The sequence below is a fragment of the Vibrio sp. 10N.286.49.E11 genome, from assembly GCF_041469505.1.
Classification (GTDB): domain Bacteria; phylum Pseudomonadota; class Gammaproteobacteria; order Enterobacterales; family Vibrionaceae; genus Vibrio; species Vibrio crassostreae_C.
Genome location: NZ_JBFRKQ010000058.1, coordinates 79,074 through 98,982 on the forward strand (window position 1 = coordinate 79,074; position 19,909 = coordinate 98,982).

The following is a 19,909-nucleotide window of genomic DNA, read 5'->3' on the forward strand; positions in this document are numbered from 1 at the left end:
ATCGAATGATGCGGCTTCTTTAAATTTGGCCCCCTTGTCGAGACTTGAACGCGGGCGGCTAGGTTTGTGACATTAACTTGGAACAAGTTAGTCGCAGTTATATACGAAAAAAGCCCAATCTTTCGATTGAGCTTTTTTCTGAATTTGGCTCCCCTTGCAAGACTTGAACTTGCGACATACGGATTAACAGTCCGCCGTTCTACCAACTGAACTAAAGGGGAATTGCTTGTTAGCGACGCGAATTCTAATAATTGTCCGGATTTCTGTCAATAAAAAATATCAGAAAAAAGTAAGATAAAAAACTTTACTTTCTTGAACGCCTTATAGGATTTAGCTTTGCTTTAGTTATCCACCAAAATTGTGGATAAGTGTGTGTGTGAAACTTTAACAACAATAATCGGGATAAATCGAAAAATGTAAAAACCTTATCTAACGTAATGTATTTAAAAGATTTATAGCAAAATGTCGCAATTGTATAACTTTTGTAGATTATAAAACGAACAGTAAAACAAGCGGTATTTTTAGGTTTTTTGGGGAAAAGTAGTGGATTAAAATTCGAGTAATTTAGCTGGGGAAACTTTGCAGGGCACGGATAATACCAAGTTCTAAAAATAAAAGCTATAACTGATCTCTGATCTTAAGATGCATTTCTCTAGATAATTGTTGCAACGACACTCCTCCTAGAGTGACAATGACCTGATTAAAAAAACAGTATGGAAATGGCGACCTATGAGTAAACTCTTTGACTTGGTATCGGACTACAGCCCGTCCGGTGATCAGCCGACAGCGATAACCAAATTACTAGACGGATTAGATTCTGGTTTGGCACATCAAACTCTACTAGGGGTAACGGGCTCAGGTAAAACCTTTACCCTTGCCAACGTCATTTCCCAATCTCAAAGACCTGCGATTCTGTTAGCGCCTAACAAGACATTGGCGGCTCAACTTTACGGTGAGATGAAATCTTTCTTTCCAAACAATGCCGTTGAGTATTTCGTTTCTTACTACGATTACTACCAACCTGAAGCCTACGTTCCAACCACGGACACGTTCATCGAGAAAGATGCGTCTGTGAACGCTCATATCGAACAAATGAGGCTTTCGGCAACCAAAGCCTTATTAGAACGAAAAGACGCCATCATTGTGGCTTCTGTGTCGGCTATCTACGGTCTGGGTGATCCTAAGTCTTATTTGAAGATGATGCTTCATTTGAGTCGTGGCGAGGTGATGGATCAGCGAGACATCCTGCGTCGATTGGCTGAGCTGCAATATTCAAGAAACGATGTCGCCTTTGAACGTGGTCAGTTCCGTGTTCGTGGTGAGGTGATTGATATCTTTCCGGCTGAATCTGACCAAGATGCGGTTCGAATTGAGATGTTCGATGACGAAGTGGACTGCATTAGTATTTTTGATCCTCTGACTGGTGCGGTGAAACAAAGAGACTTGCCGCGCTTTACGGTTTATCCAAAAACTCACTATGTAACGCCAAGAGAAAAAATCCTTGAGGCGATTGAGAACATCAAGGACGAACTGCGCGATCGTGCTCAATACTTAAAAGACAACAATAAGCTTTTGGAAGAGCAGCGTATCTCTCAAAGAACTCAGTTTGATATTGAGATGATGACTGAGCTTGGCTTCTGTTCCGGTATCGAAAACTATTCACGATACTTGAGCGGCCGTGCGGAAGGGGAAGCGCCGCCAACGTTATTTGACTACCTGCCTGATGATGGTTTGCTGATCATCGATGAGTCACACGTGACTGTGCCGCAAATTGGTGCGATGTATAAAGGTGACCGTTCTCGTAAAGAAACCTTGGTCGAGTTTGGTTTTAGACTGCCTTCTGCATTGGATAACCGTCCAATGAAGTTTGAAGAATTTGAGTCTATAGCCCCACAAACGATTTTTGTGTCGGCAACACCAGGTAATTACGAGATTGAAAAATCAGATGGCGAGATTGCTGATCAAGTGGTACGTCCTACTGGTCTGTTAGACCCAATCATCGAAGTAAGACCTGTCGCGACGCAGGTGGATGACTTGCTGTCTGAAATCAGAATCCGTTCAGTGAAAGAAGAGCGTGTTTTGGTTACCACGTTGACCAAGAGAATGGCAGAAGACTTAACCGAATACCTAAGTGAGCACGGCGTTAAAGTGCGTTACTTGCACTCGGATATCGATACCGTTGAGCGTGTAGAGATCATCCGAGACCTACGTTTGGGCAAGTTCGATGTGTTAGTGGGCATTAACTTACTTCGTGAAGGTTTGGATATGCCTGAAGTGTCGCTGGTGGCGATTCTTGATGCAGATAAAGAGGGCTTCTTGCGTTCTGAGCGTTCTCTGATTCAAACCATTGGTCGTGCTGCTCGTAACTTGGAAGGTCGAGCAATCCTTTATGGTGATTCGATTACTAAGTCGATGAGAAAAGCGATTGATGAAACCGATCGTCGTCGCGAGAAACAGCAAGCCTACAACGAAGAGCAAGGCATCACTCCGCAAGCGTTGAAACGCAATATCAAAGACATTATGGAACTGGGTGATCTAACCAAGTCGAAGCAGCAGCGCCAATCGAAACAAGTTCCACTATCTAAGGTGGCAGAGCCTTCTGAAAGTTATGCAGTACTTACGCCGCAACAGCTTGATAAAGAGATCAGCAAGCTAGAATCTGCGATGTATCAGCATGCTCAGAATCTGGAATTTGAATTGGCCGCACAGAAGCGTGATGAAATTGATCAGTTAAGAAAGCAGTTTATTACCAACAGCTAATCTCACTTTTCGCTCGAGAATTGATCCCCCTCAACACAAGAATTGAGAGTGTTTCAGACAAAAAAACAGCCAGTAGTAAATGTTCTACTGGCTTACGTTTGTGAACAATCGGTCCACTAACAACGTCAGTTGGCTAGGTGACCCGAAGGTCATTTATACCTTTGCATCGTTCGTGCCAGATAGATAAAACATTGATTGTTTGAAGCAAGTAAAAAAACACACTACAAATACTGTGGCTAATTTGCATAATGCAAAGCGGAATGCGACTATAATAAGAAATGCAAATTATAAATGGCTAGGATATGCAATCAAAAACGCTAGATAACAAATCGAAGTATTTGTTGATGGTAGAGGATACCGCTTCGGTAGCAGCTTTATATCGCTCGTATCTTACACCGCTCGAAATTGATATCAACATTGTCGGCACTGGCCGCGATGCAATCGAGAGTTTGAATCATCGAATCCCAGACCTTATTTTATTAGATCTACGTCTGCCTGATATGACGGGTATGGACGTACTATTTGCTGTAAAACAAAAATACCCTGAAGTTCCAGTTATCTTCATGACGGCTCACGGCTCTATCGATACCGCTGTAGAAGCGATGCGTCATGGCTCTCAAGATTTCCTTATCAAACCGTGTGAAGCCGACCGACTCCGTATTACGGTGAATAATGCGATCCGCAAAGCCACCAAACTTAAAAATAGCTCGGAACACCCGGGAAACCAGAACTACCAAGGTTTTATCGGCAGCAGCCAAACCATGCAGCAGGTTTACCGAACTATCGATTCTGCTGCATCGAGTAAGGCGAGCATTTTCATTACTGGTGAAAGTGGTACCGGTAAAGAGGTATGTGCAGAAGCCATTCATGCGGCGAGTAAGCGTGGCGATAAGCCGTTCATCGCGATTAACTGTGCCGCTATCCCTAAAGACCTGATTGAAAGTGAGCTGTTTGGCCACGTTAAAGGTGCCTTTACCGGTGCTGCGACCGATCGCCAAGGTGCTGCTGAGCTTGCTGATGGTGGAACACTGTTCCTTGATGAACTGTGCGAAATGGACTTAGAGCTGCAAACCAAGCTGCTGCGCTTTATCCAAACCGGTACTTTCCAAAAAGTCGGCTCTTCGAAGATGAAGAGTGTCGACGTTCGTTTTGTGTGTGCGACCAACCGTGACCCTTGGAAAGAAGTACAAGAAGGTCGCTTTAGAGAAGATTTATACTATCGTTTATACGTGATTCCATTGCACTTGCCGCCATTGCGTGAGCGTGGTGAAGATGTCATCGAGATCGCGTATTCTCTGCTAGGCTATATGTCGGTCGAGGAGGGGAAGGCGTTTGTACGTTTTGCTCAGGAAGTACTTGATCGCTTTAATCAATATGAGTGGCCGGGTAACGTTCGTCAGCTACAAAACGTGTTGCGGAACGTGGTGGTTTTGAATAACGGCAAAGAGATTACTCTCAACATGCTTCCACCACCGTTGAACCAACCGATTGAAAACAGTCTGCGATTGAAAGAGAAGCAGAATGAAGACATCACGGTAAAAGATATTTTCCCATTGTGGATCACTGAGAAAACGGCTATCGAGCAGGCCATTAAAGCGTGTGATGGCAACATCCCTCGTGCGGCAGGTTTCTTAGATGTCAGTCCATCGACGATATACCGTAAGTTGCAAACGTGGAATGCGAAGCAGTAATCAACAAACAATAAGAAAATAATAATGACGAAAGTATTAAATCAGCAAAAAGTTAATGAGCTTGCCGGCGAAATAGGCCAAGAGAATGTCCCGGTTTTACTGGAAATCTTTTTAGGTGAGTTGAAAGGCTACTACGAACACCTAGAGATAAATAAAGAGTCGGATACCTCTAAGTACTTGGCTGATATCAGTCATGCGCTTAAGAGCAGCGCAGCAAGCTTTGGTGCGGATTCTTTGTGTAGTTTTGCGATTAGCTTAGACGCAAAAGTGAAGCAAGCGTTGCCTGTAACCGAGATTGATTTTCAAGATATGCAAGACCTCCTGTTATCGACGTACACTGAATATCAGCAGTTGATGACGGACCTTTAAAACAGCGAGTTATTACTGAGATTAAAAAAGGAGCAGCATGCTCCTTTTTTGTTGTTTGTCGCTTGAACCTATGGCTACGCCAACTGGGCTTCAATGGCTTGTTGAAGCTTCACACGGTCGTGTCGCCAATCTCGGTTTGCCGATGCAAGATCTGTGGTCACACAATTCCATTGCACTTCTAGTTCCGGGTGAGGTTCATTGCCTAACACGATGTCTATTTTCCTTGCCTTACAGGTACGTTCACACCACTCCAATTGCTCTTGAAGCGTCATTTTCCCTGCGGGACCGTGCTCTGGTGAAAGGTTTTCAACGAAGATAACTTTTGCCTTGGTGTTCTCAGAGATTGCTTTGCCAATCTCTGGAAGGAGAAGAGGGGGCATCACACTGGTTAAAAAGCTTCCAGGGCCAAGGACAATGCAGTCTGCTTGCTCAACGGCAGCAACGGCTTCTTTGGTTGCTGGCACTTCTGGAGACAAGTCCATCATGCGCAGCTTTTCCGTCATGTCATCAACGTTGGTTTCGCCGGTAACCCAGCGGCCGTCCATTGATAGAGCCGTGAGGTCTGAAGGATGCTCAGTCATCGGCACGATATTGACATCGACCTTGAGCATATTTCGAATCAGGTTAATTGCTTCCAATGGGCGAACGGAAAGGTTGTCTAACGCCGTCAGCATTAGGTTACCCAAGTTATGACCGTCTAGCTCACCTTGACCACGAAAGCGGTATTCGAACATCATCGAACTGATTGAAGGCTCTGTGATTAATTGGTTGATACAGTTGCGTGTATCTCCCCATGCGATGCCACCTTGGCAATCTCTAATACGTCCGGTGGAACCGCCGTTATCTGTCGTTGCAACAATGCCAGTTGCGTTGTTACCAAAGTCTTTTAATGCAGCTAACATGCGACCTAAGCCATGGCCACCGCCGATTGCTACGACTTTCTTTGAAGAGTAAATATTCATTTATTGTTCTTGTTAGGTTATTACCAACTATAATTTAGGTTAAATGCTTCTCGCTATATACTCAACAAGAGTTATTTTGAGCGTTTGATACGTTTTTTTTTGCCGATGTGACCCGTTTTTTACCATCAGAGCTAGATTCACGTACAAATATTAAGTATTTTATTACTCAGCTACTGCGCGTGTGAATATAACGCTCAGTTGCCATAACTCCGAGCTCTCGCATGCTAAGTCGCACAGTGGTATTTGCTGTACCGATACGCATCAAGAGCCAGTGACATGTTGTCACAAGGGCTTAATTGGAAATGATTATGCCTCCCGTGTTTGGAAAGGTGTTCCGTGGCGCAACAATTCGAAGATAGATTCCATCGCAAGTTTTATTACTTGCGCTTGTCGGTTACAGACGTCTGTAACTTTAAATGTACTTACTGCTTGCCAGATGGTTACAAACCGTCAGGGCAAAAAAACTCGTCTTTTTTAAGTGTTCCCGAGATCAAACGCGTTGTTAAAGCGTTTGCAGATTGTGGTACCTCAAAGATCCGCATTACAGGCGGAGAGCCGAGTCTGCGTAAAGACTTTCCTGAAATCATACATACCGTTGCTTCTACTCCAGGCATCGAAAAAGTAGCCACCACAACGAATGGCTACCGCATGGAGAAACAAGTAGGGCAATGGCGTGATGCTGGTTTAACCCATATAAACGTGAGCGTGGATAGTTTAGATTCGCGCATGTTCCATCAGATCACTGGTGAGAATAAGTTTACTGAGGTTATGCGAGGCATTGATAAAGCGTTTGAGGTTGGCTTTGAACAAGTCAAAGTCAACGTCGTATTAATGAAAGACCTCAATAGTCAGGAATTACCAGCCTTCCTTAATTGGATCAAAGACAAACCTATTCAATTACGTTTTATCGAGCTGATGAAAACCGGCGAGATGGACGAGTTGTTCGATAAACATCATGTGTCTGGCGTTGCGATTCGCAACCAGCTTATTGCTAATGGTTGGCTGTTAAAAGTCAAAGCCGTTAACGATGGCCCGGCGCAAGTGTTTGTCCACCCAGACTACAAGGGTGAAATCGGTTTGATCATGCCTTACGAGAAAGACTTTTGTGAGAGTTGTAACCGACTGCGCGTTTCTGCGACCGGTAAACTTCACTTATGTCTGTTTGGCGACCATGGTGTTGAACTGATAGATCTGATTCAAGAAGATCAACAAGAGCAAGAACTCATTGATCGAATTCAGGCTCAGCTTCAAACCAAGTCCGTTAGCCACTTCTTACACGATGGCAACAGCGGCATGACTCCAAACTTGGCGTCAATCGGCGGTTAACCCGCTACACACTCTAAAGCATTTTATCGCTCAGCTTCTTCAGGCTGGGCGAATCAGTCTAATGAAAAATTTATATAGGTGAACAAATGGGTCACGCAGAAAGCAAATTCCAAGCAGCAAACATCGCAGTACTAACGGTTTCAGATACTCGTACAGAAGAAAACGACACTTCAGGCGGTTACCTAGCAGAGCATGCTAAAGAAGCGGGTCACAACGTGGTTGATAAGCAAATCGTTATTGATGACATGTACAAGATCCGTGCGATCGTATCTAAATGGATCGCTGATGAAAGCGTACAAGCTATCATGATCACGGGTGGTACTGGTTTCACTTCTCGTGACAGCACGCCTGAAGCGCTTAAGCCACTGTTCGACAAAGAAGTAGAAGGCTTTGGTGAGCTATTCCGTCAAGTATCTTACGAAGAGATCGGTACTTCTACAATTCAATCTCGTGCGATTGCGGGTTTTGCTAACCACACGGTTATCTTTGCGATGCCAGGTTCTACAGGCGCTTGCCGCACCGGTTGGACTAAGATCATCAAGCAACAGATGGATGCTAGCCACCGTCCTTGTAACTTCATGCCACACCTTTCTGTATAAGGCGGTTTGAGTATGAGCCAATTTACACACATTAACGCGTCTGGCGAAGCAAACATGGTCGATGTATCGGCTAAAGCGGAAACAGTACGTGAAGCGAGAGCGGAAGCCTTCGTTCAAATGTCGGCAGAAACGCTAGAGCTGATTGTCTCTGGTAGCCACCATAAAGGTGATGTTTTCGCAACGGCACGTATTGCGGGTATTCAAGCGGCGAAGAAGACGTGGGATCTGATTCCCCTGTGTCACCCTCTGCTATTAACTAAAGTAGAAGTGCAGCTTGAAGCTATCGAGTCTGAAAACAAGGTTCGCATCGAATCTGTTTGTAAGCTTGCGGGTAAGACGGGCGTAGAGATGGAAGCGCTAACGGCTGCTTCTGTGGCTGCGTTAACGATTTACGATATGTGTAAAGCTGTTCAGAAAGACATTGTTATCGAAAACGTGCGCCTGCTAGAGAAGACAGGTGGTAAATCTGGTCACTTTAAGGTGGAGTCATGATTACAGTACTTTTCTTTGCTCAAACTCGTGAACTTGTTGGTGTGGACAGCGTTGAAGTTGATGCACAATTTAAGACGATTGAAGCGATTCGTAGTCATCTTGTGACACAAGAAGGCAAATGGGATATCGCATTGGAAGAGGGGAAGCTTCTGGCTGCACTTAACCAATCAATCGTACCTCTGACAGCTGAAGTGAAAGACGGCGACGAAGTGGCTTTCTTCCCACCAGTGACTGGAGGCTAAGCATGGATCCAAGAGTATTAGTGACAGCTGAGGACTTCTCGGTAGGCGACGAATACGACTACTTGGCTCAAGGTACAGCTGCCGGAGCGATTGTGACGTTCGTTGGTAAAGTTCGCGACATGAACCTTGGCGACAATGTGATTGGTTTGTCTCTGGAGCACTATCCGGGTATGACAGAAAAATCACTGAGCGAGATCTGTGATCAAGCTGAGGCACGCTGGCCAATCCAAAAGATGCGAGTTATCCATCGTGTTGGTGACCTAGATATCGGTGACCAGATTGTTTACGTTGGTGTCTCCAGTGCGCATCGTGGCGCTGCCTTCGAAGCGTGTGAGTTTGTTATGGATTTCCTAAAAACCAAAGCGCCGTTTTGGAAGAAGGAACGCACCACTGAAGCAACTCGTTGGGTTGACTCTCGAGACTCAGACGCGAAAGCTGCAGAGCGTTGGGAAAAATAATCACCCAAGGTTACTCACCTTCAGAACGAATATTAAAAGCCGACTATTAAAGTCGGTTTTTTGTACGTGCTACAAAGCGATTTATAAATAAGTAGTGTATTAATAAATGGTTAATCATTCAAGTTGCATATAAATTCGGTACGTGATTTTGCCTGTCTTGGTGCATTTCTAAATCTGTTTTGGTGCAGTGCATTATGCTGTTTTGTATAAAGTGATAATCCTCACAAATAGTGGAGTCTATTTAGGGGATATGTGATGTGCAATTAGATTTCATGTGGCATTAATGTTAATTTGCGCTCAGTGTTCTAGCATAAGATGCTAAAAAAAGTATCAATACAGATACATCAACACTAAAGGCTGTTTTTTAATTAATCCCTATGTGTAACTCACTATTTATTAGGTTTTTATTAGAGATTTACACTGTTACCTTGAGTAATTCGGAGAATTATCCGATTTTTTGCGACTTGTTTATGGCAAATTACTTCAATGGTTGATAGTGTGTGCCTCAATCTTTGTAAGGTTTTAGATTTTTATGCTTAAATTTTGAGCTAAATAAATCTAAATCACTGCCGTTCAGTGAACCAAGCAAAGAAGTCATGGATGCAATACATAAAACTTGGAGTTTATTAAATGTACAAGAATAAAATCACTCAGGCCCTTCTTCTAGGTGCTGGTTTGGCAGTGGCTGCCTCTTCTACTCTTTCTATCGCTGCTGAAGTTCCAGCAGGCACAGAACTGGCAAAAGTTCAGGAACTTGTTCGCGGTAACGGTACTGAAGTTGCAACTATCGACCCACACAAATCTCAAGGTGTACCAGAATCTCACGTAATTCGTGATCTTCTAGAAGGTCTAGTGAACCAAGACGGCGACGGCAACACTATCCCTGGTGTTGCGGAAAGCTGGGAAACGACAGACAACAAAACATTCACTTTCCACCTACGCAAAGACGCAAAATGGTCTAACGGCGATCCTGTAACAGCTCAAGATTTTGTATACAGCTGGCAACGTGCAGTTGATCCTGCAACGGCTTCTCCATACGCTTGGTACATGGAATACACCAAGATGGCGAATGCGAAAGATATCGTAGCGGGTAAGAAAGACAAGAGTGAACTAGGCGTTAAAGCAGTGGATGCAAACACTCTAGTTGTTGAATTAGAAACAGCGGTACCATACTTCGTAATGATGATGGGCCACACAACAATGAAGCCAGTACACCAGGCAACTGTTGAAAAATACGGTGACCAGTGGACTAAGCCAGAGCACTTTGTTGGCAACGGTGCATTCTCTGTTGATAAATGGGTTGTTAACGAGCGTCTAGTACTCAAGCGTAACGAACAGTACTGGGACAACGATAAAACAGTTCTTAACAAAGTAACGTTCCTACCAATCGAAAACCAAGTAGCGGAAATGAACCGTTTCCTATCTGGTGAAATCGATTTCACAAACGAACTTCCAACTGAGCACTTCAAGCGTCTTCAAAAAGAGTACGCAGAAGATGTATCTGTAGCGGGTAACCTATGTACTTACTACTACATCTTCAATACGAAGAAAGCACCATTTGATGATGTTCGTGTTCGTCAAGCAATCTCTTACGCGATCGACCGTGATATCGTAACAGGTGCTATCCTAGCGCAAGGTCAAAAACCTGCGTATTTCCTAACGCCTGAAATCACAGCTGGCTTCGATCCTGAGCTACCTGCTTACGGCAAGATGTCTCAGAAAGAGCGTAACGCAGAAGCGGAACGTCTTCTTGAAGAAGCGGGTTACGGTAAAGACAACCCACTTAAATTCAACCTGCTTTACAACACTTCAGAGAACCACAAGAAGATTGCTGTAGCGCTAGGTTCTATGTGGAAGAAAACACTGGGTCTTTCTGTAACACTTGAGAACCAAGAGTGGAAAACGTACCTATCTTCTAAAGATTCTGGTGACTTCGAAGTAGCACGTGCTGGTTGGTGTGGTGACTACAATGAAGCGTCTTCGTTCCTAACGCTAATGAAGAGTAACAACACTACCGGTGGTGTTCACTACGACAGCGCGGCTTACGACCAGATCATCGATAAAGCACTTAACTCAACTTCAGAAGAAGAGCGTAAAGCACTTTACCTAGAAGCTGAGGCGCTAATGGCAAACGACATGCCAATCGCTCCTATCTACCAATACGTTAAATCTCGTCTACTTAACCCGCATGTTGGTGGTTTCCCAATCAACAACGCGGAAGACAAGATCTTCTCGAAAGACCTATACATCAAAGCTCAATAATAAGCTTCGATTCTAAAAAGTTAATATAACTATAACGATACAGGCACTACATGCGCAGGGCGCGCATGTAGCGTCTTTCTAATTTTAATTGTCACAGACTGAAAGAGTGAGTTTATGCTTAAATTCATTATGAAACGGATATTTGAAGCGATTCCAACCATGTTGGTGTTGATCACTATATCTTTCTTTCTCATGCGTTTCGCACCGGGTAACCCGTTTTCAAGCGAACGTCCATTACCGCCAGAAGTTATGGCTAACATCGAAGCTAAATACGGCTTAGATAAACCAGTATTTGAACAATACACCACGTATTTGACAAATATCTTACAAGGTGACTTCGGCCCCTCGTTTAAGTACCAAGATTACACAGTAAATGAGCTGATCGCGGTTGCACTTCCAGTATCTGCGAAGGTAGGTTTCGTTGCCTTTATCTTCACACTATTGATGGGGGTCACTGTCGGGACGATTGCTGCCTTGAAGCACAACACCTGGGTCGACTACACCATAATGTCGACCGCCATGCTCGGGGTGGTAATGCCATCTTTCGTGTTGGCACCGGCGCTTATTTACCTTTTCTCCCTGCACTGGAACATATTCCCAGCAGGTGGTTGGCATGGCGGTACATTCATGTACATCGTGCTGCCTGTTATCGCGATGTCTCTTCTTTACGTAGCAACCTTTGCTCGTATTACTCGCGGTAGCATGATTGAAACGCTAAACAGTAACTTTATCCGAACTGCGCGTGCAAAAGGTCTAAGCTACCGTTATATCATTCTAAAACATGCACTTAAGCCAGCAATGCTACCTGTTGTTTCTTACATGGGACCTGCGTTCGTAGGTATCATCACAGGTTCAGTTGTTGTTGAAACCATCTTCGGCCTACCAGGTATCGGTAAGCTGTTTGTTAACGCCGCGTTTAACCGTGACTACTCGCTAGTAATGGGTGTAACCATCTTGATTGGTTTCCTATTCATCTTGTTCAACGCAATCGTTGATATTTTGCTAGCGCTTATTGACCCGAAAATTCGCTACTAACAGGGACGCATGGTTATGTTGAAGAAAAAAGAAAATTTAGAAGCGATCGAAAAGTTCTCTGAGAGCTTAGAGATTGAAGGTCGTAGTTTGTGGCAGGACGCGCGCATTCGTTTCATGCGAAACAAAGCTGCGATGGTGAGTCTGTTCATTCTTACGCTTATGGTACTGGCAGTTATCTTCTTACCAATGCTGGCTCAGTACACTTATGATGATACTGACTGGTACGCAATGCACGTTGGTCCGAATGCGGATCACTGGTTTGGTACAGATAGCTTAGGTCGTGATTTGTACGTTCGTACTCTTGTCGGTGGCCGCATCTCATTGATGGTTGGTGTGATGGGTGCCTTCGTAGCGGTACTGATTGGTACGCTTTACGGTGCAGCTTCAGGCTTCATCGGCGGTCGTACTGACCGAGTGATGATGCGTATCCTAGAGATCTTGTACGCAGTGCCATTCATGTTCCTAGTAATCGTGCTGGTAACGTTCTTTGGTCGTAACATCGTCCTAATCTTCGTTGCTATTGGTGCGATTGCTTGGCTAGATATGGCGCGTATTGTACGTGGTCAAACGTTGAGCCTACGTAGTAAAGAGTTCATTGAAGCTGCACACGTATGTGGTGTAAGCAAATGGAAGATCATTACACGTCACATCGTACCGAACGTACTGGGTATCGTAGCGGTTTACTCTACGTTGCTTATTCCAAGCATGATCCTTACAGAATCATTCTTATCTTTCCTTGGTCTTGGTGTTCAAGAGCCTATGACAAGCTGGGGCGCATTGCTTCAAGAAGGTTCGCAAACAATGGAAGTTGCAATCTGGCAATTGACATTCCCTGCGGCATTCATGGTAGTTACGCTGTTCTGCTTTAACTACGTAGGTGATGGTCTGCGCGACGCGCTTGATCCAAAAGACAGATAACGAAATAGCAATTAAAAGCTATAAAAGATTAAGGAAGCAATAATGAGCTTATTAGATGTCAAAGATCTGCGCGTCGAATTTACCACACAAGATGGTATCGTAACCGCAGTAAACGACTTGAACTTCTCACTTAACCAAGGCGAAACGCTGGGTATTGTTGGTGAGTCGGGTTCAGGTAAATCACAAACGGTATTTGCACTGATGGGGCTGCTGGCTAAGAACGGCATCATCTCAGGCAGTGCAAAGTTTGAAGGCAATGAAATTCTCAACCTGCCTGAAAAAGCACTGAACAAGGTTCGTGCTGAACAGATCGCGATGATCTTCCAAGACCCAATGACCTCACTGAACCCTTACATGAAAGTAAGTGATCAGCTGATGGAAGTACTTATGCTGCATAAAGGCATGGGTAAAGCAGAAGCGTTTGAAGAATCAGTACGCATGCTTGAAGCGGTGAAAATCCCTGAAGCACGCAAGCGTATCACTATGTACCCGCACGAGTTTTCGGGCGGTATGCGTCAGCGTGTGATGATCGCAATGGCACTGCTGTGTCGTCCTAAATTGCTTATCGCTGATGAACCAACAACGGCACTGGATGTAACCATTCAAGCGCAAATCATGGAATTGCTGAACGAACTAAAAGATGAGTTCAATACAGCAATCATTATGATCACCCATGACTTGGGTGTTGTTGCTGGTTCTTGTGACAAAGTACTTGTGATGTACGCGGGTCGTACAATGGAGTACGGCACGGTTGATGAAATCTTCTACGAGCCAAGCCACCCATACGCGGAAGGCCTGCTTAAAGCGATTCCTCGTTTGGATACCGAAGGTGAAATTCTACCGACGATTCCAGGTAACCCACCTAACTTACTTCGCCTACCAACAGGTTGTCCTTACCAAGACCGTTGTCACCGTGTAATGGACCGTTGTAAGCAAGAAGCACCGATTTTGCAGCCATTTGCTAAAGACCGTCAGCGTGCTTGTTTTTCAGACTGGGAGACTTGGACAAAATGAGTAAAGAATTACTATTAGATATTAAAGACCTGAAAGTTCACTTTAGCATTGCAGCGAAGTCTGCTTGGCCTTGGGCAAAACCATCAAACCTTAAAGCGGTTGATGGGGTTGATGTTCACCTTTACGAAGGCGAAACACTAGGCGTAGTGGGTGAGTCTGGTTGTGGTAAATCAACTTTTGCCCGTGCGATTATCGGCTTGGTTGAAGCGACTGAAGGTCAAGTGATGTGGTTAGGTCAAGACCTAACTAAGATGCAGGAAGTGAAGCGTCGTGAGACTCGTAAAGAGATTCAGATGATCTTCCAAGACCCGCTAGCGTCGCTTAACCCACGTATGTCAGTAGGCGATATCATTGCTGAGCCTCTAGAGACTTTCTTCCCTGAACTTTCTAAACAAGAAGTGAAGGACAGAGTTAAAGAGATGATGGCAAAGGTTGGTCTACTACCAAACGTAATCAACCGTTACCCACATGAATTCTCTGGTGGTCAGTGTCAGCGTATTGGTATTGCACGTGCACTTATCTTGAAACCTAAGATGATCATTTGTGACGAACCTGTTTCGGCACTTGACGTATCTATCCAAGCTCAAGTTGTTAACCTTTTGAAAGAACTGCAAAAAGAGCTAGGTCTTTCGCTGGTATTTATCGCGCACGATTTGTCAGTGGTTAAGCACATCTCAGACCGTGTATTGGTAATGTACCTAGGTAATGCGGTTGAGCTGGGTGAGTCAGATGCACTATTCTCTGATCCAAAGCACCCGTACACCAAGGCGTTGATGTCTGCGGTTCCTATTCCAGATCCTCGCTTAGAGCGTAGTAAAACTATCCAGATGCTGGAAGGTGACCTACCATCGCCAATCAACCCACCATCAGGATGTGTTTTCCGTACTCGTTGTCCACAAGCGACAGAAGCGTGTGCGCAAACTAAGCCAACGATTCAAGGCGATGATGTGCACGCAGTATCTTGCTTGCACGTACAAGTCTAGGGCCAATTTAAAACGGTTCAGCCTGTGACAGGCTTAAGCGCGACTAGTTATTAGAGTCGCGCTTTTTTTGTCTTAGGCTTATTGGTTCGCTCAACAAGCTTCATCAAAATATTCGAACAACTAAGCCAACTTCTTCTAGTTTTGAAAAAGTTGGCTTTTTTTATACTAGAGAAAAGTTTCGATGACAGAGGTTTGGATATGGGTAAGTTAGTTGAAGGTGTTTGGCACGATGTGTGGTACGACACCAAAGAAAGCGGTGGTAAGTTTGTTCGTGAAGATGCGGGCTTTCGTCACTGGATAGAGAACAAACCGGGCGCGCAGTTTGAGCCTGAAAGCGGCCGTTATCACTTATACGTATCATTGGCTTGCCCTTGGGCGCACCGAACCCTTATCTTCCGTGAGCTGAAAGACCTAACCGATCACATTGACGTGACGGTTGTTTGCCCAGACATGATGAGTGAAGGTTGGCAAATGGGGTTACCTGAACCTCTATTTGGCCATACCCGCATGCACCAAATCTACACTCAAGCCAAGCCTGACTACTCGGGTAGAGTAACGGTACCTGTGCTGTGGGATAAGAAAACCAACACCATTGTGAGTAACGAGTCGTCTGAAATCATTCGCATGTTTAACTCAGAGTTTAACGAGCTAACGGGTAACACCGATGATTACTACCCGTGGGAGTTGTCCAAGAAGATTGATGAGTGGAATGATTATATCTACCCAAACATCAACAACGGCGTATACCGAACCGGCTTTGCGACAACACAAGAAGCCTACGAAGAGGCGTATGAAGCGTTATTTGAAGCGTTAGATAAAGTGGATGCGCATCTTAGTGAGAAACGTTATTTAGCGGGAGAGCAGATTACTGAAGCGGATTGGCGGTTGTTCACGACCTTGGTTCGATTCGATGCTGTGTATGTGGGTCACTTCAAGTGTAACAAGCAACGAATTGCGGATTACAAACATATCCAAGGTTATCTAAAAGAGCTCTATCAAATAGAGGGTATTAAAGAGACGACGGATTTCTACCACATCAAGCGCCACTACTATTACAGCCATACGGGCATCAACCCGACTCAAGTGGTGCCTAAAGGGCCTGATCTGGATTTAGATTCGCCTCACGGACGTGGTTAGAATCATTAATTAATCCGCTTTTCTTCAGGCGTAAAAAAACCCTAGATAAACATCTAGGGTTTTTGCTTTCTGAAAAAGAAAATTAGTTAACTACTTTTTCTTCAGCTTGCGCAGCTTGGTCTGCTTGGATAGCCGTTAGAGCTACTGTGTAAACGATATCGTCTACTAGAGCGCCACGAGACAAGTCATTTACTGGCTTGCGCATACCTTGAAGCATTGGACCGATAGATACTAGATCTGCTGAACGCTGTACAGCTTTGTAAGTCGTGTTACCCGTGTTTAAGTCTGGGAATACGAATACTGTCGCTTTACCTGCAACTGGAGAGTTAGGCGCTTTAGAAGCGGCTACGTTTTCCATGATTGCTGCATCGTACTGTAGAGGACCGTCGATCACTAGATCAGGACGCTTCTCTTGAGCAAGTTTCGTTGCTTCACGTACTTTATCTACGTCTGCACCCTTACCAGATTCACCAGTAGAGTAAGAGATCATAGCAACGCGTGGGTCGATACCGAATGCCGCAGCAGAATCTGCAGATTGGATAGCGATTTCAGCAAGCTGTTCAGCTGTTGGATCTGGGTTGATCGCACAGTCACCGTATACAAGAACTTGATCAGGCAGAAGCATGAAGAAGATCGAAGATACGATAGAAGCATCAGGAGCAGTCTTGATGATCTGGAACGGAGGAACGATAGTGTTCGCCGTTGTGTGAACAGCACCAGAAACTAGGCCGTCAACTTCGCCAGCTTCAAGCATCATAGTACCTAGGAATACTGAATCTTCTAGCTTCTCACGAGCAACAACTTCAGTCATACCTTTAGCGCCACGAAGTTCTACTAGACGAGCTACGTAGTTTTCGCGAACTGATGCAGAATCGATGATCTCAACGCCAGCGCCAAGCTCAACACCTTGCTGCGCTGCAACGCGACGGATTTCTTCAGGGTTACCTAGAAGTACACACGTTGCGATACCGCGCTCAGCACAGATAGCCGCAGCTTTAACTGTACGTGGCTCATCACCTTCAGGAAGAACGATGCGCTTAGCCGCTTTACGAGCAAATTCAGTTAGCTGGTAACGGAATGCTGGTGGGCTTAGACGACGGATGCCTTGAGTACCTTCAGATAGAGAATCAATCCAAGGGCCATCAATGTGGCTTGCAACGTGATCGTTAACGAACTCGATACGCTCTTTATCGTCTGCAGGAACTTCTAGGTTGAAGCTCTGTAGGTTTAGAGATGTCTGCCAAGTGTTACCTTGAGCCTTGAAGATCGGTAGACCTGAAGCGAATGCTGGTGCACAAAGGTTTGCAATGCTTTCTGGAATGTCGTAACCGCCAGTAAGCAGGATTGCGCCAATCTCAACACCGTTTTTCGCAGCAAGAGCCGCAGCAACGATAACGTCAGGACGGTCTGCAGAAGTTACTAGCAGTGAGCCTGGTTTGAAGTGCTCAATCATGTGCGGTAGAGAACGTGCACAGAAAGTGATGCTCTTAATACGACGAGTTGAGATTTCACCTTCGTTAACGATTTCAGCGTTAAGGTGCTTAGCCATATCAACCGCACGAGTTGCGATTAGATCGATGCTCCATGGCACGCAGCCAAGAACACGGATAGGGCTAGAGTTGAAGATTTGCATTACTTCAAGGTTCGCTTGCTGAGCGCTGTCTGCATCATCAAAGATTTCAGATAGGTCAGGGCGAGTACGGCCAGCTTCATCAACAGGAGCGTTAAGCTTGTTGATGATTACGCCTTTGATGTTTTTGTTCTTAGTACCGCCGAAGTTAGAACATGCTACTTCGATACGCTCTTTAAGCTGCGTAGGGTTGTCAGTACCAGGAGTCGCAACGAATACGATCTCCGCGCCAAGTGTTTTTGCGATTTCCGCGTTCACTTGGTTAGCAAATGGGTGCTTACGAGTAGGTACTAGACCTTCGATTAGCGTTACTTCTGCGTCTTTGTTGATCTTGTTGTATTGCTCAACAACTGACTCAAGAAGCTCGTCCATTTTTTCACTACCGATCAAAGCTTCAGCTTTAGTCATTGCGATTGGCTCACCAATCTTAATGTCGCTGTTTGCGCTGATGATAGTAGACGTTAGATCTGGTTGGTTACCACCGCTACGAGGCTGAGCGATTGGCTTGTAGAAAGAAACACTTACGCCTTTACGCTCCATAGCGCGAAGAACACCCATGCTAACACTAGTAAGACCAACACCAGCGCTTGTAGGGATAAGCATAATAGTACGGGACATTGACGAACACCTTTAACTATTGGAAATAAAAAAGCTCAACTGCTATTCCCACCGATATTAAAATTGGGGTAGGAATAGAAGTTGAGCCCCATTTTCTTGATATGAAAAACTGACTAGCTTCGAGTGAAGCTAGTCAGGAAAATCAATTAAAGACCTGCTAGTTTCGCAGTGTCTTCAGCAATTACTAGCTCTTCGTTAGTAGAGATAACCATTGCAGGGATACGGCTGTTAGCTGTAGTGATAGTACCTTCGCCGCCGAAACGAGCTTTAAGGTTAGCTTCACCGTCAACTTCGATGCCGAAGATGCCTAGGCGGTTTAGAACCATTTCACGGATTGGGCCAGAGTTTTCGCCGATGCCGCCAGTGAAAGTGATTGCGTCTAGACGACCTTCTAGAGTCGCAGTGTAACCAGCTACGTACTTAGCTAGACGGTGACAGAACACGTCCATTGCACGAGTTGCTTCTTCTTTCTCACCGTAGTTGTCTTCAACGAAACGACAGTCAGAAGTCACTTCAGTTAGACCAGCAAGACCAGACTCTTTAGTTAGCATGTTGTTGATTTCTTCAACAGAGTAACCAAGTGCGTCGTGTAGGTGGAAGATGATTGCAGGGTCTAGGTCACCACAACGAGTACCCATTACAAGACCTTCAAGAGGAGTAAGACCCATAGAAGTGTCTACAGATTTACCGTTCTTGATTGCACATACAGAAGCGCCGTTACCTAGGTGACAGTTGATGATGTTAACTTCTTCAACTGGCTTGTTTAGTAGGCCTGCAACTTCACGAGTGATGAATAGGTGAGAAGTACCGTGCATGCCGTAACGACGGATGCCGTGCTCTTTGTACAGGTTGTACGGTAGAGCGTATAGGTAAGACTCAGAAGGCATTGTTTGGTGGAACGCAGTGTCAAAAACAGCAACGTTTTGTAGACCAGGGAAGTTCTGTTGAGCCGCTTCGATACCGATAAGGTGAGCAGGGTTGTGAAGAGGTGCGAAAGTCGCAGCGTCTTGAATACCCTTAAGAACTTCATCAGTGATAAGTGCAGAAGAAGTGAACTGCTCGCCACCGTGTACGATACGGTGACCGATAGCGCCAAGGTTAGCTTTAAGCTCAGGCTTAGAAGCAAGAATAGTTTCTACCATGAAAGATAGTGCTTCTACGTGAGCTGCGCCCGCGCCTAGTTGTGCTTCATGCTTGCCATCAAGTTTCCACTTCATACGAGCTTCTGGAAGACCTAGACACTCAGCAAGACCAGTTAGGTGCTCTGCACCTGTTTCTGCATCAACAACAGCGAATTTAAGAGAAGAACTACCACAGTTTAAAACTAAAACTAGCTTAGACATTAATGACTACCTGTTTATTTTTCTGATCGAAATCAGTTAAGGATGAAAATTAATCTCAAGAATAGTCGAA

17 protein-coding genes, 1 tRNA gene and 1 riboswitch are annotated in these 19,909 nt (G+C 44.9%); of the genes, 14 read left to right on the top strand and 4 right to left on the bottom strand.

Annotation, left to right across the window (positions count from 1 at the left end; genetic code table 11):
* Nucleotides 1-145: 145 nt before the first annotated feature.
* A tRNA-Asn gene (locus tag AB4167_RS14340) sits at nt 146-221 on the bottom strand.
* A 508-nt stretch (nt 222-729) separates the two neighbouring features.
* Between AB4167_RS14340 and uvrB the strand changes: the two genes are divergently transcribed.
* The 3 genes from uvrB (at nt 730) to luxU (ending at nt 4,820) form a co-directional block, all read left to right on the top strand.
* Nucleotides 730-2,760: an excinuclease ABC subunit UvrB gene (gene uvrB, locus AB4167_RS14345; protein ID WP_017066592.1), complete on the top strand. Its 2,031-nt coding sequence runs from the start codon at nt 730-732 to the stop codon at nt 2,758-2,760.
* A gap of 302 nt (nt 2,761-3,062) precedes the next feature.
* Entirely contained in the window at nt 3,063-4,451 is a 1,389-nt protein-coding gene (gene luxO, locus AB4167_RS14350; RefSeq protein WP_004734031.1) for a quorum-sensing sigma-54 dependent transcriptional regulator LuxO, read from the top strand.
* A 24-nt stretch (nt 4,452-4,475) separates the two neighbouring features.
* Nucleotides 4,476-4,820: a quorum-sensing phosphorelay protein LuxU gene (gene luxU / locus AB4167_RS14355; protein WP_372136687.1), complete on the top strand. Its 345-nt coding sequence runs from the start codon at nt 4,476-4,478 to the stop codon at nt 4,818-4,820.
* Between the two features lie 74 nt (nt 4,821-4,894).
* Here luxU and AB4167_RS14360 read toward each other — a convergent pair whose 3' ends face one another.
* Nucleotides 4,895-5,782 carry a YvcK family protein gene (locus AB4167_RS14360; protein ID WP_017062178.1) on the bottom strand — a complete coding sequence of 296 codons (888 nt, stop codon included), beginning with the start codon at nt 5,780-5,782 and terminating at the stop codon, nt 4,895-4,897.
* Between the two features lie 195 nt (nt 5,783-5,977).
* Nucleotides 5,978-6,130: riboswitch (molybdenum cofactor riboswitch) on the top strand.
* On the opposite strand from AB4167_RS14360, the gene moaA reads away from it, so the two are divergent.
* The 11 genes from moaA (at nt 6,119) to AB4167_RS14415 (ending at nt 16,248) form a co-directional block, all read left to right on the top strand.
* Nucleotides 6,119-7,108: a GTP 3',8-cyclase MoaA gene (gene moaA / locus AB4167_RS14365; RefSeq protein WP_372136688.1), complete on the top strand. Its 990-nt coding sequence runs from the start codon at nt 6,119-6,121 to the stop codon at nt 7,106-7,108. Its footprint overlaps the riboswitch before it by 12 nt.
* 86 nt (nt 7,109-7,194) lie before the next feature.
* Nucleotides 7,195-7,707 carry a molybdenum cofactor biosynthesis protein B gene (gene moaB, locus AB4167_RS14370; protein WP_004734027.1) on the top strand — a complete coding sequence of 171 codons (513 nt, stop codon included), beginning with the start codon at nt 7,195-7,197 and terminating at the stop codon, nt 7,705-7,707.
* 12 nt (nt 7,708-7,719) lie between these two features.
* Nucleotides 7,720-8,199: a cyclic pyranopterin monophosphate synthase MoaC gene (gene moaC / locus AB4167_RS14375; protein ID WP_004734026.1), complete on the top strand. Its 480-nt coding sequence runs from the start codon at nt 7,720-7,722 to the stop codon at nt 8,197-8,199.
* Complete coding sequence (moaD, locus tag AB4167_RS14380; RefSeq protein ID WP_017063465.1) at nt 8,196-8,441, top strand: molybdopterin synthase sulfur carrier subunit; 246 nt, start codon at nt 8,196-8,198, stop codon at nt 8,439-8,441. Before moaC ends, moaD begins: the two co-directional genes overlap by 4 nt.
* 2 nt (nt 8,442-8,443) lie before the next feature.
* A complete protein-coding gene (gene moaE, locus AB4167_RS14385; RefSeq protein ID WP_102332513.1) occupies nt 8,444-8,899 on the top strand; it encodes a molybdopterin synthase catalytic subunit MoaE in 456 nt (151 codons plus the stop codon).
* A 630-nt stretch (nt 8,900-9,529) separates the two neighbouring features.
* A complete protein-coding gene (locus tag AB4167_RS14390) occupies nt 9,530-11,161 on the top strand; it encodes an ABC transporter substrate-binding protein (RefSeq protein ID WP_017062175.1) in 1,632 nt (543 codons plus the stop codon).
* A 114-nt stretch (nt 11,162-11,275) separates the two neighbouring features.
* Nucleotides 11,276-12,196, top strand: a complete 921-nt coding sequence (gene oppB / locus AB4167_RS14395) for an oligopeptide ABC transporter permease OppB (protein ID WP_017062174.1) — start codon at nt 11,276-11,278, stop codon at nt 12,194-12,196.
* A gap of 15 nt (nt 12,197-12,211) precedes the next feature.
* Nucleotides 12,212-13,114, top strand: coding sequence for an oligopeptide ABC transporter permease OppC (gene oppC, locus AB4167_RS14400; RefSeq protein ID WP_017062173.1), 903 nt, complete (start codon nt 12,212-12,214; stop codon nt 13,112-13,114).
* Between the two features lie 42 nt (nt 13,115-13,156).
* Nucleotides 13,157-14,128: an ABC transporter ATP-binding protein gene (locus tag AB4167_RS14405; RefSeq protein WP_012603544.1), complete on the top strand. Its 972-nt coding sequence runs from the start codon at nt 13,157-13,159 to the stop codon at nt 14,126-14,128.
* Nucleotides 14,125-15,111 (top strand): murein tripeptide/oligopeptide ABC transporter ATP binding protein OppF, encoded by a 987-nt coding sequence (gene oppF, locus AB4167_RS14410; RefSeq protein WP_017062172.1) that lies wholly within the window; start codon nt 14,125-14,127, stop codon nt 15,109-15,111. Before AB4167_RS14405 ends, oppF begins: the two co-directional genes overlap by 4 nt.
* Nucleotides 15,112-15,309: 198 nt before the next feature.
* A complete protein-coding gene (locus AB4167_RS14415; RefSeq protein ID WP_102321139.1) occupies nt 15,310-16,248 on the top strand; it encodes a glutathione S-transferase family protein in 939 nt (312 codons plus the stop codon).
* 82 nt (nt 16,249-16,330) lie between these two features.
* Here AB4167_RS14415 and pta read toward each other — a convergent pair whose 3' ends face one another.
* Together pta and AB4167_RS14425 are read right to left on the bottom strand one after the other, a co-directional pair.
* Nucleotides 16,331-18,496 (bottom strand): phosphate acetyltransferase, encoded by a 2,166-nt coding sequence (gene pta / locus AB4167_RS14420; RefSeq protein WP_017062170.1) that lies wholly within the window; start codon nt 18,494-18,496, stop codon nt 16,331-16,333.
* 146 nt (nt 18,497-18,642) lie between these two features.
* The gene (locus tag AB4167_RS14425; protein ID WP_017062169.1) at nt 18,643-19,839 is read right to left on the bottom strand and encodes an acetate kinase; all 1,197 of its coding nucleotides are present in this window, start codon (nt 19,837-19,839) and stop codon (nt 18,643-18,645) included.
* Nucleotides 19,840-19,909: the final 70 nt, after the last annotated feature.

Coding starts and splice junctions, on each gene's coding strand:
- AB4167_RS14405 (WP_012603544.1), top strand. CDS start 13,157: ATGAGCTTATTAGATGTCAAAGATCTGCGCGTCGAATTTACCACACAA.
- AB4167_RS14360 (WP_017062178.1), bottom strand. CDS start 5,782: ATGAATATTTACTCTTCAAAGAAAGTCGTAGCAATCGGCGGTGGCCAT.
- AB4167_RS14425 (WP_017062169.1), bottom strand. CDS start 19,839: ATGTCTAAGCTAGTTTTAGTTTTAAACTGTGGTAGTTCTTCTCTTAAA.
- moaB (WP_004734027.1), top strand. CDS start 7,195: ATGGGTCACGCAGAAAGCAAATTCCAAGCAGCAAACATCGCAGTACTA.
- moaC (WP_004734026.1), top strand. CDS start 7,720: ATGAGCCAATTTACACACATTAACGCGTCTGGCGAAGCAAACATGGTC.
- AB4167_RS14415 (WP_102321139.1), top strand. CDS start 15,310: ATGGGTAAGTTAGTTGAAGGTGTTTGGCACGATGTGTGGTACGACACC.
- luxO (WP_004734031.1), top strand. CDS start 3,063: ATGCAATCAAAAACGCTAGATAACAAATCGAAGTATTTGTTGATGGTA.
- oppB (WP_017062174.1), top strand. CDS start 11,276: ATGCTTAAATTCATTATGAAACGGATATTTGAAGCGATTCCAACCATG.
- pta (WP_017062170.1), bottom strand. CDS start 18,496: ATGTCCCGTACTATTATGCTTATCCCTACAAGCGCTGGTGTTGGTCTT.
- luxU (WP_372136687.1), top strand. CDS start 4,476: ATGACGAAAGTATTAAATCAGCAAAAAGTTAATGAGCTTGCCGGCGAA.
- oppF (WP_017062172.1), top strand. CDS start 14,125: ATGAGTAAAGAATTACTATTAGATATTAAAGACCTGAAAGTTCACTTT.
- moaD (WP_017063465.1), top strand. CDS start 8,196: ATGATTACAGTACTTTTCTTTGCTCAAACTCGTGAACTTGTTGGTGTG.
- moaE (WP_102332513.1), top strand. CDS start 8,444: ATGGATCCAAGAGTATTAGTGACAGCTGAGGACTTCTCGGTAGGCGAC.
- uvrB (WP_017066592.1), top strand. CDS start 730: ATGAGTAAACTCTTTGACTTGGTATCGGACTACAGCCCGTCCGGTGAT.
- AB4167_RS14390 (WP_017062175.1), top strand. CDS start 9,530: ATGTACAAGAATAAAATCACTCAGGCCCTTCTTCTAGGTGCTGGTTTG.
- oppC (WP_017062173.1), top strand. CDS start 12,212: ATGTTGAAGAAAAAAGAAAATTTAGAAGCGATCGAAAAGTTCTCTGAG.